The sequence below is a fragment of the Sphingomonas sp. genome (genome assembly GCF_965200105.1).
In the GTDB taxonomy this organism is placed as follows: domain Bacteria; phylum Pseudomonadota; class Alphaproteobacteria; order Sphingomonadales; family Sphingomonadaceae; genus Solisphingomonas.
This window is the reverse complement of the sequence record NZ_CBDATN010000002.1, coordinates 1,804,415-1,823,552: the sequence shown is the minus strand read 5'-3', so window position 1 is coordinate 1,823,552 and position 19,138 is coordinate 1,804,415. Positions and strand designations below refer to the sequence as shown.

Sequence of the window (19,138 nt, the reverse complement as noted above, 5' to 3'; positions counted from 1 at the left end):
AAGTCTAGGGGCATCAGTGCTTGATCTCGGCACCGGGCCAGGCACCGCGGACGCGCCAGACCTCGTACTTGTTGAGCCACTTCGCGACGCGGCCGAGCACGAAGGTTAGGTCGTGACGACCGGGGTTCCACATGCTGGGGTGCAGGTAGCAGAGGTGTCCGTCGGTGTAGCGGTGCGGGGTCGTCCCGAGTGCGGGCGTTGTCACGTGGACTTGCGGCATGCCGTGCGGGTAGCCGGCGAACAAGATTTTGGTGAAGTAGGTTTTGCCGGCCGACGTCTGAAAGCCAGCCTTGACGAAAACGCCGCCCAGTCCGTCCGGATGGGCCTCGACCAGTGCGAAGTGGTTCTTAGCCGCCGTGACCTCGTTGTAGATGCGCTGCACGTCCACTGGATTCACCTCGCTCCGTATTCCCCGCCGAGATCCTCGCGCATCGTCAACGGCTTCTTTCCGCCCAGCTCGTGGGAGGACGTCTGACCCTTCGCCCGAACCTCACCATTCGGGAGGATCTCGATCTCTGTCTGCTCCTCGCTCTCGAGGATGGCTTCGAGTTCCGCGATAGTGGGGCGAGCCATATGATCACCTTATGATCTAAATCGCACGATTGCACGATCATGCATACGCTTAATCACGCGTTATGCAAAACGCTTTTAACCGCTTTGACGTGAAAGGCCTCCGGATTGGAGGCTTCGACCGGTCGGCTTTGACCTTAACTTCAGCACGGCGCTAATCTCCGGCTCGGCGCAGACGGAGTCGGGCATAGTAAGGTTTCAATGGCGAAGGATCGGGTCAGCCCGTTGAACGACGGCCAGGCCGGAGCGGCGGTGGAGGCTGGCGAGGCGATGTGGATGTTCAGGGCTGGCCACGGGGCGATACTGTTTCAGCTAACGGCTTTTGGTAGCTGCACGAAGCTAGAATGTCGCCCGGCTTGCGGGGCAATTCGAGCGTGTCCGGGGCTCAATCACCTCTGCCGCGCTCGCCGTGGCCTGGCGCAATACCGACTTTTCGCTCGCTCCGACCGTCTGGCAGGATGGTGGGCGGGTCGGAGGTAAGTGGAACATGACGATGGTCTATCCTGAACGGCAGCCAGAAGAGCGGCTCGCGCTAGCGCTGTCCGGTGGCGGATCTCGAGCGATCGCGTTCCATCTCGGCTGCCTACGCGCGCTCCACGACCTTGGTATCCTACAGCGCGTCTCGACGGTGTCAGCCGTGTCCGGCGGCAGCGTGCTCGCCGGCATCTACTGCAGCCATCCCGGCGACTTCACGGCCTTCGAGTGCCGAGCACGCGAGGTGCTAAAGGAAGGGTTTCTTCGTCCCGCGGTGCGTACCGCGCTCACGACGGACGAGGGAGTGCGTGCGATCGGAACCCGGCTACTGCTCGCCACCGACCGGACCGCAGCCTTCCTCGCCCGCCGCACGCTTGCCGCGTTCCGCAAGAGGCCGGCATGGGGATGGCTGAGCACTTCGCCGGTGCTTCGCCGGTCCAGCCGGACGACCATTCTGAGGCGCACTTTCAGCCGGATGTTCGCCGGCGCCCGGCTGACTGATCTGAGGCCGGATCGTCCTCGGCTCGTGATCGTGGCTTGCGAGCTGAGGGCGAAGGCGGCTTTCTACTTCACGGCGGAGCGCCTTCATTGCTGGCGTTACGGCTCGGCCAGTTCCGAAAATGTTGAGCTCGCTGACGCGGTGGCCGCATCCGCAGCCTACCCGGCCGCGCTGCCGACGATCGAGACGAAAATGTCGTTCGAGAAGAGCGGGCGGACCGAGCGGCACCGCATTACCCTGACCGACGGCGGCGTTTATGACAATCTCGGCCTCGCACCGTTCTGGCCCGGTCGGGACCCGACGATCAGCCTGGATACGGGCCGTCACGACCGGATCATCGCCTGCCGAGCCGGTTACGCACTGGACGTGGCGGATCCGGCGTCGACCATGCTCTCGCGCATGAACGCGGCGTTCGAGAGCGTTTTCGCTAGGGCGCAGAACCTCGCCACTACTCGTCTATACGATCTGGTTCGTGCCGGAGAGCTGAAGGGGTTCCTGCTACCCTATCTGGGACAGCGTGATGACAAGCTCAGATACCCACCGGACGACCTCGTCCGCCACGAAGACGTTGCCGGCTACCCTACGAATTTCTCGGCGATGCCACCCGAATGGATCGACCGGCTGTCGCGGCGTGGCGAGCAGCTGGTCCATGCGCTTGTACGCGAGAATTGGCCGGAGATGCTGACGACGGACACGCCTGCCGCTTTAGATTTTTCACCTGACTGCCCCGCTATGGCAGCGCGGGGGGAGGGGCGATGACTAGGCAGCACCATCAATCGGAGGCTCCGCAGCGCGACCTCCGCCTGCGGGCACAGCGGCTTCATTTTTGGCGAGCGTTGTCACGACTACTTCGACCGCCTCTTTTCCAGGTCTTCGCGATTGCGCCGGAGACAGCGAGACAACTCGCGAGGTCAGCGATTTCCTTGCACGTCGACACGACGTCACGAACTTTGCGGGCTGTCAAGCGTCACGTCAGAATCCCGGCCAACCTCAATGCTGTAGAGCGCTCTGTCTGAGATCACGCGCAAATCACGCGCAACATAAACGCGCGCACCGATGACCCGGCACCTGCACCACCGCTCCGATACGGACGAGTCTCGAGAGGCTAAATGGCTGACAATAGAAACCAGCATTATGTTCCTCGTGTGCATCTGAAGCCGTTCACCCGGGACGGAGCAGGGCGTGCGATCAACCTGTTCAACCTCGAGCGCACGCGAGCTATTTCAGACGTTCCGGCCAAGAACCAATGTTCGGGTGATTATTTCTACGGTCACGACGCCCGGCTCGAGCGCGCGATCCAGTCCGTCGAGGGCCCGTATGGTAGTGTCGTCCGTCATCTGGCCGAAAACGGCGTGGTCGCGCCCGGCGTCGATATCGTGCTCCGCCGCTTTCTCTATCTTCAGTTTTTACGGACCGAAGCGGCGGCAATCGCCGGCGCCGAGATGGCGATGGCGATGACCGCCGTGCCTGGATCGGACCTGCCGGCCCCGTCGTTCGGCAAGCTTGCCAAGATGGCGGTCCAGGCAGCGATGCAGGAATACGCCGCGACCATGTGCATCGTCGATGATCTCAAGCTCTCAATCGTCCGCGACCGGACGGGGCTTCCTTTCGTCACATCCGACAATCCGGCGATTCTGACCAATCGCCTTCATTTCCAGCGCCCGGTGCCAGGCAAGTGCAGCTTCGGTGCCAAGGACGCCGGCGTTGTCTTCCTCCTTCCGCTGACGCCTGCTTTGCTGGCGATCTTGTACGACGGCAACGTCTACGCCGTCGCGCATCGCGGCCATTGGGTTGACGCGGATCGTACAACCGACATCGCCGCGCTCAATCAGCATCAATACCTCCACTGCATGGCAAACATCTATTTCGGCGATTGGGAATGCCGCGTCGACGTGGGCGCAGCCGCAGCCGACGCGCGGCCACGCCGGCCGGCCGAGCGGTTGTCAGTTGTCCATGCCGTGCGCGACGAGATCAGCGATTGGGGCGAGCGCTTCACCGTTCAGCCGATCACCGATATCCGCGATGGCCGAAAATGGCTGATCAATGTTTGGCCTGACCATCCCGAGCCAGCTGCCTGGCCGTCCTTCCTGCGCTTTCGCCCGGGCGCCACCGCCTGGTCGAACGACACCGGCGCGGGCCGGACGCGGCAGGGAAGCCTTGAACACGGCTTTGTCACCGGCGCGGGCTATCGCAAAATTCGGGTCTAAGCGGCGACCCTCTGCGTCCTTCGGCCGCCACTCGCGGCCGTCGTGCAGGCCAGCGCAGCGTCGGGCCGTAAAGTTGTGCACCGTGGGCAAAGGCAGGGCTCCAGTCAGGTGGCGCCGCCGTTTCTGACAGCCGCTGGTGATGAGCAAGGCTTGTCGGCAGCGACCGGACCAGCTCCGCCGAAGATCACAAGCTACCGCTTCGCAAGCATCACTCTGTGCTGTTCAGCCGGCCGATCGCGCCAGGCGGAATCGACCAATACCAAGATTCATGGGTCAACGAGTCTCCGCACCTGGGAATGGGCAAAGCGGCCGCGAATGCCCGGCTTTGGGTCGCTTCAGCTGTAGGTCCATCCGCGGCCATTCTCGATGTCCAGTCCTAGCTGCAGAGTCTCGGACCTCAGATGAAAGCCGCCGTTGCTCCCCATACGCCGGTTGCACGCTCGACGTTGCGGATCAGCGCATCACCGTATTCCAATCGACTTCGTAGCCCGCGCCTTGAAGTTCCTTCCCAAGCGCGGTCTTCCATGCACCGGCGGCGTCCCAGTCCGTCCAGACTACCCCGGCGAAGTCGCTCGGGATCACAACGTCGCCTCGCTTGAGCGCGCACACCCTATCGCGCCCGAGCTTTGCGATGAAGTAGCCGAGCTCAAGCAGCACGTTCTGTCGGGCGCGGGGCTCCAACTCTGCCGCCTCCTTGGCCCGCCCCACATCGTCGGGGGTGAGCAGCACGATCGCGAAGCCGACGTCGCTGTTAGCCTCTACCTTCTCGATAACTGTCCTACCTCGATTAGCCTGTTCGTGCAGGATGACGGGCTCGAATCCGATGTTGCCGAGAAAGCGGGCGGCAGTTTCCCGGGCCTCAGCATCGTGGCCGTGCACAATAAACACGCGCTTCGAATGGGGCACGACTAGCTTCACCTTCGCTCGTCCGCCCGCCAGCACGTGAGCCTTGTAGTCACGCACGAATGGTATGATCAGCTGGCGCGTCATTGCGTTGATGCTCGACATCACCTTCGAGTTACTGCCTGCAAAGAACGTATGACTGAACTGGAATGCGAAATCCGGATCTTCGCCCGCTCTACTCACCAGCAGCAGCCTGAGGGCCAAGTCCTCCCGCGGCTCCTCGGGCCAGAGGAGTTCCGCGCTGCCGACCATGCCGCCCTGTGTTGCCTCGCTGGACTGGAGGAACGCGTCGAGGTCAACGCCCGCAGTGAGCGCCTCGTTCGCAGCCTTCAGATCGTCATGGGCCAGCAAACGAGCGAGCTGGCGGAGCGGTCGCTGGTAGCTCTGATAGTCGGACGCCTGAAGATCGAGGACAGCGTTGTTTATTTGAGCAAAAATATCGTTCGACATCAGTCGGCCTCACCCCCGACTCGAGCTTCCGCTGCCTTGTCGACGATCGCCTGGCGGTAGCTTTCCTTCATCTCATCGATCATCGGACCGACAAATGGATTGTCAGAGTACCTGCCCACGCGGTCATCCACCATCTTCTCGACTGCCGCGATTGCCGCCTCAATGCTTTCCGGGTCTTCGGCATTGAAGTTAACCGTCCCGAGTTCGCCGTCCAGTTCCGCGAACGCCTGCTGCGCCGCTTCCAGGTCTCGACTGAGCTTGTCCAGGCCCTTGATCTCAAACATAGCGTTCTCCCGCGTGAAGTTTAACACGCTGAATGAGTAGAACAAACCAAAAACGCTCGGGGTCATATCCTACGACTGTACGAAGGCCTGAAACCGAGAAACGCTTTGAGGCCGCGGAGTGGCGCATCGTGGGTCGAGGCTGTTACTCAACGTCAACTCGACGGGCTTGGTTCTTGAGATCCAGCCGCCGAGGCGCTGTCGCAGAGTGCCTCAAATGCCGCCCACCCGAAGCCTCCCGGTCAGCAGGCGGGCTAGACGTGGTTATCTGGCTTGCTAATCGCCCTTCGAGCACACCCGAATGTCGCGGATCGATCAGTGAAGGCGTAGCTCCTCGCGGTCGGCCTCATTGATGTAGCCGAGATTATAGAGATGTTCGGTCAGCGCGCCAAAGCTGACCTTCATGTCGCTTGCGATCGCCCGGACGCGCTCCTCGCTCCATGCATTATAGCGGCGGAGATGTTGGTCGATTAGGGCGCGCGGCATCAGCAGCATCGCCGCGAACGCATTCGCTCGTTTCTCAATACCGCTCGGCGCCCAAGGACCGCTAGCTTGTGTCACGCGGCGCGCCCGACTTTGGTCATAGAGTATGTGGCAGAGTTCATGTGCCATAGTGAAGCGGCGGCCGGCCTCGTTCCGCGAGAACGGACTGTTCTTGTTAATGATGACCGTGGGCGCGAGGCCGGACCCCGCCAACGCCACGCCCCGGATTGTATGGGTGTCGAACTGTCGCTGCAGCAGCGTGATCCCGAGATCCCGAAAGATTTGCTCGATGTCGATTGCTTCGGACAGGCTGATGCCCAGATCGTCAAGTAGAGCTTCCGCCAGTTCATAGCCCTCATCGTAGGCAGCTATTAGCGGGAAACTCACCGAGCGATCGACGAAGCGGTCGAGTTCGGCGGTATCGACTTCGCGCAACTGCGTCACGAGGATATTGGACAGGCTGCGAACGTCTCTGAGCGTGAGATTGGGATCGACGCCACCGAACATAGCGACCGGCGCCGCCAACACCTCGACGACGGGGACCTCGCGATCGAACTGAGAAACGAGCAGATCGCTCTTCCCGAGACCACGAAAGACATTCTCGACCTTTCCAGCGAGCTTGTCTCCGAGATAGATTTGCCGAACCTCCCGATCCGAGGCGCCGCGCAGCCCTTCAACCAGAGCGCAAAGCTCGTCGATTTCGGTGCGCGACGCCGCGTCCGGCACCTTGGCCGTATCCAGGAGCCAGCGCAACGCCCCCCAGAGGGGCGTCGCCACATCCTTAACCGGCAACACCGCCACGCCCGGCGCGATTATGAGCTTGTATCCCGGAGGCGCAAAATCCGCTTCGCGTGCCGACCAAGACAGTTCGACGCCGTCGCCCAGCCGGCGAAGAAAGACGTCCGGGAGCAGGCCGCCGCTCGCACCTGCGCGCAACGCATGGCGTTGCCACCAAGCTTGCACCTGATCGTAGACCGCGAAGCGCTCGCTATGATCGGGCGGGAGAAAGCGCTCGAGCGCGACGTTACAGGCGATCGCGCCCGGCTCCTCGGTCCGTTCGGGCCACGAGAAGTCCTCTTCATGGAAGAGATAACGCCAATTTTCTGCGGCCCAGCGGAAAATCGGAAGAAGATACCAACGGACGCTGTCGTGCCGCGTCTCGTCCTCTAGGTGGGCAGTAAGCGAATAGCCATTAACGACCAACTCCAACGACCCCAACGAAAAGCCATGGCCTTTCGGACGATTCCTGGCTGGCGAGCCGTCGTCGATCCAACCGATTGTGACGGCGAAGCGCTCGCGCGACCCAAAGGACATCGTGTTCATCCGTCGCTCTCCAGCGCCCAGTCGATGCGATCGTCATCCTTCCAAAAGTCGCGGATCTGCTTTGTCCTGACCGCGCCGGTCTTCTTCCAGCCACGCACGATCGCTGTGGGCACCGACTGCCAGGGGACGGGATAGCCGTGCCACGTCTGATCACCCGACGGCTTCGCCTCGAACGCGATGCCGTTCAGCGTCGCATAGCGCCGCTCAAGACCACTCGGATGCGCAAGCGAATCTGCGAACAACGTCGACGCCGCTGACTTAATCCAATCATGTTTGTCCATGTCGGTGCCGAGCCCACTTGCCGCCGTCTGGTGCGACCATTGCGGGCAGAGCGTACCCTTCACCTCATCTCCAGGGCGTCGCTTGTGCTTCGAGCTGCCCTTATAGGTGGGGCCATTGTGATTCCAGGGCGGTGCCATGACGAAGTCCGTCTTGCGGGAAAAGGTAGCCAGCGGGCAAGGGGTCAGATCGCGCGCGAGGACGAGCCAAAGCGTCCCCGCCCGCATGCCACCCGTTGTGGCGCCCGTCGGCACCGTCAATCTGCGAAGGGTGTAGGAGCGAGCGAACTTCCGCTTCCTAACGCTGATGCCTCAAGAATCGTGAGGCTGCAACTGCCAACCCGAGCTGAAAATGGATTGTGAATAAGCGGCAGGTTTCGGGTGGCGGGGAGGGCGGCGTGAATGTCGCCTTATGGGTCGAGCTGCGGGGAGCGCTGTCAGGTCGACCCAGCCAGTGGTCTCGGCTACCTGATCAACATGCTTGCGAGAACTGACCGATCCGCTGATCTCAATCTCGACGAAGGTGGAGCCCAGCTTTTCGCGCAAGCGCTGGACGAGGCTGCCTCCATCCGCCTTGAGGCTGCCTTGGCCACGCTGCCGAGTAGCGTGCAAGGCGCGCGGATCGGCGGTGGTCCGCAGCTAAAGCCGTTCCTCGACACCGCCGGACCGATCGGCGCGATCGCGGACGCCGAGCTCGGGCCCGATGCTCGCCCCATCTGTGCGATCCTGTTCGATAAAACGGCGCTGAGGAACTGGGCGTTCGGCTCGCATCAGGACTGCACGATCGTGGTCAAGGAACGCATCGACGCCGACGGGTTCGGGTCGTGCACGGTGCCGGCACTCAGCCAGCGGCGCGGTCTCGCCGTGGGGACGCTCCTGCGTCAGCAGGGCATGGCCGTCGTGCCCGCGCCTGCGGCAGGACAGACCTTCGCGCTGACCGCCGCCTCGGGTGCAGCGCAATGATCCACGGCGTCATCATCACCCCCTTCGATGCAGCTGCAATCCTGATCGTGCTCGCGGCGACGCTCGGCTACCTCAATCGGCGGTTCCTCCATTTGCCGCAGACGATCGGGCTCACGGTGATGGGGGTGATCGCCTCGCTCATCGTCGTTGGCATCGACCGGCTGTCACCAGGCAGCCGTCTCAGCCACGAGATCGTCGCGTTCATCGCCGGGATCGACTTCCATGCGACGCTGATGGACGGGATGCTGTCGTTCCTGCTGTTTGCGGGTGCGCTCCACATCGACTGGAGCGAGATGCATCGCGGGCGATGGGCGATTCTGATTCTCAGCACGGCCGGCGTTCTCGCCTCGACGGCGATCATCGGCATCGGCTTCCAGGTCATCGCCGGGCTGATGGGGCTCTCCATCCCGCTGGTCTGGTGTCTCGTCTTCGGCGCGCTGATCAGCCCGACCGATCCGGTGGCCGTCATGGCGATCATGCGCCACGCCGCTGTCCCGCCGACCTTGCAAGCGACCGTCGCGGGCGAGAGCCTGTTCAACGATGGGATCGGCGTGGTCGTGTTCGCGATCATCCTCGCCGCCGCAACAGGAACCGAGCCGCTCTCGCTCGGCCATGCGACGCACCTGTTCCTGCTGGAAGCCGGCGGCGGCATCGCGTTGGGGCTCGTTACGGGCTGGCTTGCATATCGCGCGATGCACTCGATCGACGACTATCAGGTCGAGGTCATGATCAGCCTCGCGGTGGTGATGGGCGGCTATGCGGTCGCCCGCTGGCTGCACGTCAGCGGGCCGGTGGCGATGGCGGTGGCTGGGCTAATCATCGGCAACCACGGGGTCGCCCACGCGATGAGCGACGTGACCCGCGACTACCTGCTCAAATTCTGGGCGCTGATCGACGACATCCTAAATGCCGTCCTGTTCCTGCTGATCGGGCTGGAGGTCGTGACGATCCCCTCTGACATGCGGCTGATCCTGCTCGGCGCCGCCGCGATACCGCTCGTCCTTTTGGCGCGCGGCGTCTCGGTACTGGTGCCGCTGGCGGCGCTTCGGCCGTTTCTATCGCTGGGGAGCCTGGCTCCCGTGACCCTCATCTGGGGCGGCCTGCGGGGCGGCATCTCCGTTGCACTGGCGCTCGGGCTGCCCGATGGCCCTGCGCGCGCGTTCGCGCTGGCCGCGACCTATCTCGTGGTCCTCTTCTCGGTCATCGTCCAGGGCGGGACGATCGAGCGGGTGCTCAGATCGCGCGCAGGGATCCGGTAAGATGCCGCGCCTGTTCTCCCGCAACGATGCCCGCAAGCTAACCGTCATGTGGCGGCGTCGGCGGTCGACCCATCTCGCGCCGCCGCTCAAGGCGTTGAGCCGGCGGATCGCGACGGCCAGCGGCGCGATCCTGCTCGGCCTGGTCGCACTGGCCTTCGCCAAAGCCGGCGACTGGGCGCAGCACGTATTTGCCGGCATCGTCGGGGCCTGCCCCTATGCCCCGCTCGTGCTGACCCCCGCCACCTTCGCCGTGGTGATGCTGGCGACGCAGCGATGGTCACCCGAGGCGCGGGGATCGGGCATACCGCAGGTCATCGCTGCGACCCGGACGCCGGACGTCGCCGCTCGTGGACCGCTGGTGTCGCTGCGCACCGCGGCCGCCAAGTTCGGGCTGACCATCGCCATGCTCTTCGCTGGCGGCTCGGTCGGTCGTGAGGGACCGACGGTCCAGATCAGTGCCGCCCTGATGGTCGCGGTCCATCGCGTCCTCAAGGTGCCGATCAGCGCCGGGGTCCTGATCGCCGGCGGTGCTGCCGGCGTCGCGGCCGCTTTCAACACCCCTCTGGCCGGGGTGGCGTTCGCCATCGAGGAGCTGGCCTCGGCCTACGAGCAACGCGTGGCGGTGCTGGTGATGGCGGCGGTGATGATTTCGGGTCTGGTGAGCCTCGGGATCGCCGGCGACTACGTCTATTTCGGCGCCATGCGAGAGACGCTGTCGGTCTCGGCGGTGTTGATGGTCAGTCCGATCGCCGGGGTCATTGGCGGGCTGGCAGGCGGATTGTTCACACGCCTTGTGCTCCGCTTCGCGAGGCCCGCGCATCCGGCGCTCCGGCGCATGAAAGCCCGGCCGGTGCGGTTCGCCGCGGCATGCGGGCTGGCGGTGGCCGTGCTCGGCCTCGCCACGGCCGGCGCGACATGGGGCACAGGGTACGAGACCACCCGCGGCCTTGTCGAGGGACATGGCGGCTCGCTGTGGTTCGGCCCGGCCAAGTTCCTCGCCGCGCTGGCGACGACGCTCAGCGGCACCCCTGGCGGCATCTTCGCGCCGTCGCTTGCGGTCGGTGCCGGGGTGGGGAACCTGCTGACACCCTTGTTTCCAAACAGTCCGGCTGGGGCTGTGGTCCTGCTCGGAATGGTGGCCTATTTCGTTGGCGTGGTGCGCGCGCCGCTGACGGCGGTCATCATCATCACCGAGACGACCGCCAGCCGGGGCATGATCCTGCCCTTGTTCGCGACCGCGCTGATTGCGGACGGCGTCAGCGCGCTGGTATCGAGGGAGCGGCTTTACCACGGGCTGGCCAAGCCGTTCCTGGAGACATCTCCTGCAGATTTTCGAGAGCAGCAACTCAGTGACGCTTCCTCGAAGGATAGCCTGGCAACGTCGGTCTAACCTAAGGCAACCTCGCGCGCGCTCGTGCGTAGGCTAGAACAAAAGCTAACCCTGCGATCTCTCCGGCACCTCCGGTCTGCGTGCCAGGCCCAGAAATGCGGAACGTTCGACAAGGTTGGCATCGTAAACCGGCAGAGAATTGCGGATCGGCGCAGCTTGCGCACAAGCGCCGGCGTGCGCGTTCACCGATTCTGCGTCCGCCAGTTCGCCGCTTTGCGAAACACGCGCGATAGCTGTTCGATCGAATAGGGCTTATGCAGCAGTTCGAACCCGTAGCGGCCGTTCTGCGCGAGAACATGGCTGTAGCCGCTGGTCAGGATCACCGGCATTTCGGGATGGCGCCTTCGAATCTCTTGGCCAAGCTCCAGGCCGCTCATACCCGGCATGACCACATCGGAGAACACGATGTGGAAGCGGTCGCAGTCGCTCTCCAGCTCGGTGAGCGCCTCCGCGGCGTTCACTGCCAGAATCGTGTCGTAGCCCAGCTCGCGCAGCGCCTGGACTGCGAAGTCGCCGACCCCCTTGTTGTCCTCGACCACCAGCACGCAGATGCCGTCGCCATCGACCCGCTGCTCGGGCTCGTTACGCTCCTCCTCGACCATGCCATCCGCGCTCACCCGAGGCAGGTAGAGCGTGAAGGTCGTGCCGCTGCCGACGGCGCTTTCGACGCGGATGTCGCCGTTGGATTGCTTGGCAAAGCCGATCACCTGGCTGAGGCCGAGACCAGTACCCTTGCCGACCTCCTTGGTGGTGAAGAACGGCTCAAAGATGCGGCCGACATCGTCAGACGTGATGCCGCTGCCGTCGTCGGCGATGGTGACCGCGACAAAACTGCCGGAAACGGGCGGATGGCTGCGGATGGCCGGGATGCCGGAGACCGGGCCGATCGCGATGCTTAGCCGGCCTTCGCCGTCCATCGCGTCGCGCGCGTTGACGCTCATGTTGATGATCGCGGTGTCGAACTGGCCGCGGTCGGCGAGGACGTAGCAGGCGTCGGCCGGAACCGTCGTTTCCAGCACGACCCTGGAGCCGGTCAGCGTACGGACGATCGACGCCACCTCCTGGATGCTGGCACCGGCGTCGAAGATCTCCGGTTTGAGCGACTGGCGCCGGGCAAAGGCCAGCAATTGGCCGGTCAGCTTGGCGGCGCGGTCGGCGGTCTCGGAAATGGCGCTGACGTAGCGCTCACGCCGCTCGTCAGTGAGGCCCGGACGGCGCAGCAAGTCGACCGAGCCGCGGATGACCGTCAGCAGGTTGTTGAAGTCGTGCGCGACACCGCCGGTGAGCTGTCCCACCGCCTCCAGCTTCTGCGCTTGCCTGAGTGCGTCTTCGGCCTTCGCCAGTTCCTCGGCCTGGCGCCGCTCGAGCGTCACGTCGCGAGCGCTGCTGTAGAGTTTGCCTTCGAACGGCACCGCCACCCAGGACAGCCAGTGCCAGGAACCGTCCTTGGCGCGATAGCGGTTCTCGAACCGGGGCACCGGCTCACCCGAGCGCACCTGCTCGAATGCGGCGGCGCTGCTCGCGACGTCGTTCGGATCGACGAACTCGGTGTAGGACGAGCCCTCCATCTCCTCGGGCAGCCATCCCAACGATTGCCAAGCGGGATTGACCCGATCGAACCTGCCAGTTGTCAGATCGATCACCGACAGCAACTCGGAGCTCACATTCCAGGTGGTTGCGCGTTCCCGGCCGCGGGCGACCACCTGCTCTTCGAGATCGGCGTTGAGCGCGCGCAACTCCGCCTCGCGCGCGGCGAGCTTCTCGCGCTCAGCCATCAGCCGGCGCTCGTTGAGGATCTTGGAGGTGGTCTCCGTCGCCACGTCGAGGAAACCGGCGACCCGGCCGTCGTCGTCGCGGACGGGGCTGTAGGCGAAGGTCCACCAGGTTTCCTCCGGATAGCCGTGCCGCGTCATCGTCAGCGGCAGGTCCTCGTAGGCCACCGGCTCGCCGGCCATCGCCCTCTCGATATCCGGCGCAATGTCCGCCCACACCTCCGACCAGACCTCGGCGATGGGGCGGCCGAGCGCGTCGGGGTGCCGCCTGCCAAGGAACGGCACGTAGGCGTCGTTGTAGAACAGGGTCAGTTCCGGTCCCCAGCTGATGCACATCGCGAACTTGGAGGCGAGCATGAGGTCAAGGATCGTCTTCAGCGACCTTGGCCACGACACCCGGTTTCCAAGAGCCGTTCCGGCCCAGTCGTGGTGGTCGATCATCTTGGCAAGCGTCGGCATGGCTCTGTCTCTGTCTTCTTATCGACGCTGTCCGGGGCTTTAACGTGCGGACGGCGAGATCGGCCAGAGACTATTGATCGTGCGGGCTTGGTCGAAAATTTGAGAATGGAGCGCCAGGTCGCACCTTCTCGCTACGGTGGCGTCGACTAGCGACGTGACCCTCATTGGACATGGATGGATCAACCGCTTCATAGATGCGGCGCTCGCCGATCAGGGATAGGAACGACGCGTCGGCAGCTCAGCACCTTGTGCGTCAACTCTTGTGCCGCGCTAGGAGCTATTCCCGCGTGGGATAGGCATTGCCGATAGACCATTGTTTTCGGGAAGGCGGTCGCGTGGCGGCCGGAGTCAAACGCCTGACGCCGCCCTTGCAACCAAGATGAAAGGGCGGCCGAAGTTGGCGAGCTGAAAATGAACGGCGAAGGGCTGATTGTAGGTCAACTGCCGGCTTGATCCGGATCGGCTGCAAGGAAAACGTTTAGGCTAGCCGCCTCAGATCGCGGCGAGCCCTAGCATGGCTACATGGAATTCTCTTCACGTTCATCACAGGCTGGCTAGATACTGCCGGAGTAGCAACGGCCCGAAATCATCTCTGATGGACGGGCAAGCCCATGAAACCGAACGATCATATGTCCGCGCGTCCCGCCTTGGCCGCCTTGCTGCTCGCGGGCGGTGCTGCGCTCGGCGCCTCGGGGGCATTCGCAATTAATGAAAGCGGCGGGATGACACAGGCCATTGTTGCGCCGCAGCTCGCACCATTGACGGCGCGCGGCGGTGCGCATTCGCTGGCCGACATGGTGCAGGCCGTCGGACCCAGTGTGGTGCAGATCAGCGTCCGCAAGCATGTCGATGGCCAGCAGATGGCCTTCTCGCCTGAAGGCGATGGTGACGAAGCGGGCGGCGATGGCGGGATGGAAGATCAGTTGCGCCAATTTTTCGGCGGTCAAGGCGCCGGCGCACTCCAGCGTCAGGCGCCGCATGAGGAGGGCGCGTTGGGCTCGGGCTTCATCATCGACCGCTCGGGCATCGTCCTCACCAACAACCACGTCGTCGAGGGCGCTAGCCAGGTGACGGTGCAGACCAGCGACGGCCACGAGTACAAGGGCACGGTGCTTGGCACCGATCCGAAGACCGACGTGGCGGTCGTGCGGATCAACGGCGGCGGTAACTTCCAGCCGATCCAGTGGGGCGACAGCGACCATATCCGCGTCGGCGACAGCGTATTCGCGGTCGGCAGCCCGTTCGGGCTCGGCAACACCGTGACCGCCGGCATCGTCTCGGCGCGCAGCCGCGACATCGGCGAGGGTCCCTATGACGACTTCCTCCAGGTCGACGCGGCGATCAACTCGGGCAATTCCGGCGGACCGCTGTTCGATGGCAACGGCCGTGTCGTCGGCATCAACACCGCCATCTTCTCACCCTCGGGCGGCAATGTCGGCATCGGCTTCGCCATTCCCGAGCAGATGGCGCGTCGGGTGGCCGACCAGATCGTGAGCAAAGGCGGCGTCTCGCGCGGAAGGATCGGCGTCGCGCTTCAGAGCGTCACACCCGACATCGCCGACGCGATGGGCATGAAGGACCATGACGGCGCGCTGATCGCCAAGGTGGACGTCGATGGTCCAGCCTTCTTCTCCGGCCTCAAGCAGGGAGACGTCGTGCGTAGCTTTGACGGCAAGCCGATCAAGGACAGCCGCGACATGGCCCGCATGGTCGCCGATGCGCGTGCCGGCACCAAGGTGCCAGTCACGGTCGTCCGCGACGGCCATCAGGTAGCGCTCGACCTACGTATCGGCACCGATCGCAACGGCTGAGCCGGCGCCAATGCGGAACTCGCGGGGATGGAAGGCGTCCATCCCCGCATCCGTCGTCACGATAAGGCTGGGTACTGGTGAAGCTGCTTCTCGTCGAGGACGACGCCCAGACCGCCGATTATGTGCGGCGGGGCCTCGGCGAACTCGGCCACATCTGCGATCACGCGCCGAACGGGGTAGAGGGACTGACCGCGGCGCTGACTCACAACTACGATGCAGTGGTACTCGACCGCAATCTCCCCGAGCTTGACGGCTTGGCCGTGCTGCGGGCGCTGCGGGCACAGGGCAATCGTACGCCCGTCCTCGTCCTTTCGGCGCTCGGCCAGGTCGACGACCGCGTCGCCGGCCTGCGCGCCGGCGGCGACGATTATCTGCCCAAGCCCTTCTCCTTTCAGGAGCTGATCGCGCGATTGGAGGCGATTGTTCGCCGGCAATCGCAGTCCGCCGGAGACGTGGCGACTCGGCTGGTCGTCGGCAGCCTCGCGCTCGATCTACTCGGCCGCACCGCCCGGCGCGGCGAGCGGACCATCGAGCTCCTCAACAAGGAGTTCCAGCTCCTCGAATATCTGTTGCGCCACGCTGGTCAGGTGGTGACCCGCACGATGCTGATCGAGGCGATCTGGGACTATGACTTCAATCCCGGTACCAATATCGTCGATGTCCACATCAGCCGACTGCGAGCGAAAATCGACGGACCTGGCGAGCCGCCGATGATCCGCACCATCCGCGGCGCCGGCTATCGCCTCGATGCCGTCTGAGAACCGCCGGCCGCGTAGCGCCGCGTGGCGCGGTGCGCTGTGGATCACGCTGATCGCGCTGGTCACCACCGGCTTCGCGCTGACGCTGCAATATGTCCAGACGACACGGATGGTGGAGGCGCGCCGGCAGGCTGCCGTCGATGACGAGACGTCCGGGCTGGTCGAGCGCTATCGCAGCGAAGGAGTCGATGGGGTGGCGGGCGCGATCCAGCGGCAGCAGGCCGTACCCCGCATCCATGAATTCTTCTATCTGTTGGCGGCGCCGGACGGGACGTCGCTCGCCGGCAACCTGCTGGCTTGGCCCGCAGAGGTCAGTCAGACCGGCTTCCACAGCTTCGATACCGATGTCGTCAATACGCGCGGCGCAACCAGCCGGCGGCGCGTCGAGGCCCGCGCGGTGCTCCTCGACGGCACCTTTCGCCTTTTGGTCGGGGACTTCGCTGATGAGCAGGCCGCCCTGCGCGAGCGCTATCTGTCGGCGCTCTTATGGTCGATGCTGGCCACCGGTCTGCTCGGGCTGCTGCTCGGTTGGTGGTACAGCCGGCGCGGCCTCGCCTTCGTGGGCATCGTCGCCGACGCGGGGGACCGCTTCCTCGCCGGTAATCTGGCGGAGCGTCTGCCTGTCTCTGCGCGCGGCGACGAATATGATCGGCTCGCCGAAACGATCAACCGCGCCTTCGCCGAGGTTGAGCGACTGGTCAGTTCGCTCCGCGCTGCCACCGACGGCATGGCGCACGACCTCAAGACCCCGCTGACTCGCATCCGGGCGCGGCTCGAGCTCGCCGACCTCCAGCAGGGTCCGCCCGCAGTGTTGCAGCGGGCGGTCGATGAAAGCCGTCACGATCTCGACGGGCTGTTGCAGCTGATCGACGACATGCTCAGTCTCGCCAGCGCCGAAGCGACGCCTACCGCAGGATTCGTGCCCGTGGCGCTCGACGCGATCGTCAGCGAGGCGCTGGAGCTCTATCTTCCGCTCGCCGAAGACAAGGCGATCGAGCTCGACGTCGCGGTCTTGCCGGCGATGGTCCTCGGATCGCGCTCGTTGCTGGCGCGCCTCGTCGCCAATCTGCTCGACAACGCGATCAAATACACGCCGGCCGGCGGGCGCGTGCGTGTCGCGCTCGTGCCGGAGGGCCAGAGTGCGACTTTCACGGTCGCGGACAACGGTCCGGGAATAGCTCCCGATCGGCACGATGAGGTCCTGCAACGCTTCCGCCGGCTCGACGAAAGCCGGACAGTGCCAGGCAGCGGCCTCGGGCTTAGCATTGTCGAGGTCGTGGCTCGCCTACACGACGCAACGCTGCGCCTGGCAGACAATGAGCCTGGCCTCCGCGTCGAGATCAGCTTTCCACTGGCGAGGGGTGCGCTTCCCGCTCACTAAGTAGAACTGGGCCTTTCCCGTACTCAGCTCCCGGCCTTCACTATCTTCTCCGCCCGGGCCGAGAAGCTCTGCAAGGCTTGCTGCTTCGCCGACTTATCGAGCGAGCTCTGCCCGTTGATCCTCGGACAATAGGCAGTGACCAGGTAATTGATGACCTCGCTCCTTGCGGCGCCCGCGTGACGCGCCCTGATCCGCGCCGCGGCTTCGGCGATCTCGTTCTCGCTGCCTTGACCTAGCTGGTCGCCAGCGGCTTTGATCTGGCCCGGCGATTCCCGCAGTGTTCCCGCGGCTTGTCCACTCTCGGGCGCGGGACACTCGATCTGCTCATTGGCCTTCGAACAGCCGGCGGCAGCGAGGATGAGCAACCCGGCGAACAGTTGGCGCATGATGAATTCCTTCAGGGCGGTTGTGCTTGGACGAAGGCACCTACCGCGCAGCGACCTTAGCACGGGCGAGCCACCGGACGGTCATCTTCTCTGCGCCCTTGGCAGCGAAGCTCAACCGGCAGACATCGCAGCCATCCATGCTACGCCTCGTGGATGATGGATTTCCCTCCTATTCTCCCTGTTTCCCGCAGCCATCCAGCGACCCGAGTGAGGCATTCGCAATGATCGTGATCGTTGCAATCGCAGTGGCGGCTGTGGTGACGCTGCTGCTCACAGTCGGACCGATCGCACGATCCGAGACCTGGCGGGCGACGGTCACGCCGCTCGCTTCCATCATAGGCTCGGGCTTCCTCATCTGCGGGCCGCTTTTGGCACGCGAGTTCGGCGCGGCGGCGCTTGGCGCGATGGCGGTGTTGCTGCTGCTTGCCTATGCGGTCGGCTGGGTGATCCGCTTCAACATCGCCGTGGTCGAGCCCTTGGCCGAGACGCTGCGGCTGCATGATCCGTTCGCCTGGGCGATGCGCGTCGCGCAAGGGATGCTCGGCATCGCCTACGCCGTGTCCGTCGCCTACTATCTGAAGCTGCTGGCCGAGTTCGGCATGAAGCGTCTCGCAGTGCCGGAGACGATCCACGCCCTCGTCGCCAACATAGTGGTGACCGCGATCATCCTTCTGTTCGTCGCACTGACCTTCTCGGGAAGCATCCGCAAGATCGAGCATGCCGCGCATGGCAGTGTTTCGCTCAAGATCGGGATCATCGCCGGCCTGCTCGCGGCACTCGCCATGTGGTGGTTGCAGCATGCCGGCGACACTGCCGCGCTGCCACCGGTGCGGGTCGGTTGGGGGAGCGTGGCGATGCTGCTCGGTCTCCTTATCACCGTACAGGGTTTTGAGACCTCGCGCTATCTCGGCGCCAGCTATGGCCGGCAGACGCGCATCCGCACGATGCGCCTGTCACAACTGATGTCCTCGGCGATCTACCTCGGCTTCATCGCGCTCCTCACACCCTTTCTCGGTCAGGCGCAGCATGCCGAGGGCGTCGCCGGCATCCTTGACATCATGACCATCGTTGCCTCCGCCCTCGGTATCTTCGTGCTGATCGGCGCTGCCGCGAGTCAGCTTAGCGCTGCGATCGCGGACTCGATCGGCGCCGGCGGCCTGCTCATCGAGGTTTCGCGCGGCAAGCTCGGCGTGCGCGGCGCCTTCCTCGCATCGAGCGCCCTTTCTGTTGCCATCGTGTGGCTCACTGATCCGTTCCAGGTGGTCGCGCTTGCCTCGCGCTCGTTCGCCTTGTTCTACGCGATGCAGGCGGCTTTGGCATTCTGGGCGTCGCTGCGGAGCGGCGCCGGTGGTCGGGCAGCGCGCGGCGGCTTCGCCGCGATCGGGCTGATCTGCGCCGTCGCGGCGGCTGCCGGCGCTCCGGCGGAGGGTTGATCATGCCGACTGCTCAGGTGCAGCACTCGAGAATGAGTGCGGAGGCCTACGGATGAAC

18 protein-coding genes are annotated in these 19,138 nt (G+C 64.4%); 9 read left to right on the top strand and 9 right to left on the bottom strand.

The features are described 5' to 3' along the window. Positions 1-13: 13 nt before the first annotated feature. Together ACOFKX_RS10315 and ACOFKX_RS10310 are read right to left on the bottom strand one after the other, a co-directional pair. A complete protein-coding gene (locus ACOFKX_RS10315) occupies positions 14-382 on the bottom strand; it encodes a hypothetical protein (protein WP_419826894.1) in 369 nt (122 codons plus the stop codon). Between the two features lie 11 nt (positions 383-393). Then, positions 394-573 (bottom strand): hypothetical protein, encoded by a 180-nt coding sequence (locus ACOFKX_RS10310; RefSeq protein ID WP_419826893.1) that lies wholly within the window; start codon positions 571-573, stop codon positions 394-396. Positions 574-1,057: 484 nt separating this feature from the next. On the opposite strand from ACOFKX_RS10310, the gene ACOFKX_RS10305 reads away from it, so the two are divergent. Both ACOFKX_RS10305 and ACOFKX_RS10300 read left to right on the top strand, forming a co-directional pair. Further along, a complete protein-coding gene (locus ACOFKX_RS10305; RefSeq protein WP_419826892.1) occupies positions 1,058-2,302 on the top strand; it encodes a patatin-like phospholipase family protein in 1,245 nt (414 codons plus the stop codon). A gap of 350 nt (positions 2,303-2,652) precedes the next feature. Continuing rightward, on the top strand, positions 2,653-3,750 hold the full coding sequence (locus ACOFKX_RS10300; RefSeq protein ID WP_419826891.1) for a DUF4238 domain-containing protein: 1,098 nt from the start codon (positions 2,653-2,655) through the stop codon (positions 3,748-3,750). 453 nt (positions 3,751-4,203) lie between these two features. Here ACOFKX_RS10300 and ACOFKX_RS10295 read toward each other — a convergent pair whose 3' ends face one another. The 4 genes from ACOFKX_RS10295 to ACOFKX_RS10280 form a co-directional block, all read right to left on the bottom strand. Continuing rightward, positions 4,204-5,103 carry a TIR domain-containing protein gene (locus ACOFKX_RS10295; RefSeq protein ID WP_419826890.1) on the bottom strand — a complete coding sequence of 300 codons (900 nt, stop codon included), beginning with the start codon at positions 5,101-5,103 and terminating at the stop codon, positions 4,204-4,206. After that, positions 5,103-5,387 carry a hypothetical protein gene (locus ACOFKX_RS10290; protein WP_419826889.1) on the bottom strand — a complete coding sequence of 95 codons (285 nt, stop codon included), beginning with the start codon at positions 5,385-5,387 and terminating at the stop codon, positions 5,103-5,105. Before ACOFKX_RS10290 ends, ACOFKX_RS10295 begins: the two co-directional genes overlap by 1 nt. A gap of 312 nt (positions 5,388-5,699) precedes the next feature. Further along, complete coding sequence (locus tag ACOFKX_RS10285; RefSeq protein ID WP_419826888.1) at positions 5,700-7,190, bottom strand: ImmA/IrrE family metallo-endopeptidase; 1,491 nt, start codon at positions 7,188-7,190, stop codon at positions 5,700-5,702. Beyond that, positions 7,187-7,723, bottom strand: coding sequence for a hypothetical protein (locus ACOFKX_RS10280; protein ID WP_419826887.1), 537 nt, complete (start codon positions 7,721-7,723; stop codon positions 7,187-7,189). The genes ACOFKX_RS10285 and ACOFKX_RS10280 overlap by 4 nt, the downstream gene beginning before the upstream one ends. A gap of 147 nt (positions 7,724-7,870) precedes the next feature. Between ACOFKX_RS10280 and ACOFKX_RS10275 the strand changes: the two genes are divergently transcribed. The 3 genes from ACOFKX_RS10275 to ACOFKX_RS10265 are packed head-to-tail and all read left to right on the top strand — an operon-like array spanning position 7,871 to position 11,080. Then, positions 7,871-8,431, top strand: a complete 561-nt coding sequence (locus ACOFKX_RS10275) for a hypothetical protein (RefSeq protein ID WP_419826886.1) — start codon at positions 7,871-7,873, stop codon at positions 8,429-8,431. Further along, the gene (locus ACOFKX_RS10270; protein ID WP_419826885.1) at positions 8,428-9,690 is read left to right on the top strand and encodes a cation:proton antiporter; all 1,263 of its coding nucleotides are present in this window, start codon (positions 8,428-8,430) and stop codon (positions 9,688-9,690) included. The genes ACOFKX_RS10275 and ACOFKX_RS10270 overlap by 4 nt, the downstream gene beginning before the upstream one ends. Before the next feature lie 46 nt (positions 9,691-9,736). Further along, positions 9,737-11,080 (top strand): chloride channel protein, encoded by a 1,344-nt coding sequence (locus ACOFKX_RS10265; protein WP_419827404.1) that lies wholly within the window; start codon positions 9,737-9,739, stop codon positions 11,078-11,080. A gap of 182 nt (positions 11,081-11,262) precedes the next feature. Here the strand turns inward: ACOFKX_RS10265 and ACOFKX_RS10260 are convergent, their stop codons facing one another. Then, positions 11,263-13,311: a PAS domain-containing protein gene (locus ACOFKX_RS10260; RefSeq protein WP_419826884.1), complete on the bottom strand. Its 2,049-nt coding sequence runs from the start codon at positions 13,309-13,311 to the stop codon at positions 11,263-11,265. 554 nt (positions 13,312-13,865) lie between these two features. Next, positions 13,866-14,291: a hypothetical protein gene (locus ACOFKX_RS10255; RefSeq protein WP_419826883.1), complete on the bottom strand. Its 426-nt coding sequence runs from the start codon at positions 14,289-14,291 to the stop codon at positions 13,866-13,868. Positions 14,292-14,303: 12 nt separating this feature from the next. Here ACOFKX_RS10255 and ACOFKX_RS10250 point away from each other — a divergent pair, with 12 nt between their 5' ends. From ACOFKX_RS10250 to ACOFKX_RS10240, 3 genes are all read left to right on the top strand, one after another. Then, positions 14,304-15,122: a S1C family serine protease gene (locus tag ACOFKX_RS10250; RefSeq protein ID WP_419826882.1), complete on the top strand. Its 819-nt coding sequence runs from the start codon at positions 14,304-14,306 to the stop codon at positions 15,120-15,122. A 77-nt stretch (positions 15,123-15,199) separates the two neighbouring features. Continuing rightward, on the top strand, positions 15,200-15,880 hold the full coding sequence (locus tag ACOFKX_RS10245; RefSeq protein WP_419826881.1) for a response regulator transcription factor: 681 nt from the start codon (positions 15,200-15,202) through the stop codon (positions 15,878-15,880). A gap of 109 nt (positions 15,881-15,989) precedes the next feature. Continuing rightward, positions 15,990-17,261 carry a sensor histidine kinase gene (locus ACOFKX_RS10240; RefSeq protein ID WP_419826880.1) on the top strand — a complete coding sequence of 424 codons (1,272 nt, stop codon included), beginning with the start codon at positions 15,990-15,992 and terminating at the stop codon, positions 17,259-17,261. A gap of 23 nt (positions 17,262-17,284) precedes the next feature. Here ACOFKX_RS10240 and ACOFKX_RS10235 read toward each other — a convergent pair whose 3' ends face one another. After that, positions 17,285-17,647 (bottom strand): hypothetical protein, encoded by a 363-nt coding sequence (locus ACOFKX_RS10235; RefSeq protein WP_419826879.1) that lies wholly within the window; start codon positions 17,645-17,647, stop codon positions 17,285-17,287. Between the two features lie 26 nt (positions 17,648-17,673). Here ACOFKX_RS10235 and ACOFKX_RS10230 point away from each other — a divergent pair, with 26 nt between their 5' ends. Beyond that, the gene (locus tag ACOFKX_RS10230; protein ID WP_419826878.1) at positions 17,674-19,080 is read left to right on the top strand and encodes a hypothetical protein; all 1,407 of its coding nucleotides are present in this window, start codon (positions 17,674-17,676) and stop codon (positions 19,078-19,080) included. Positions 19,081-19,138 lie beyond the last annotated feature (58 nt).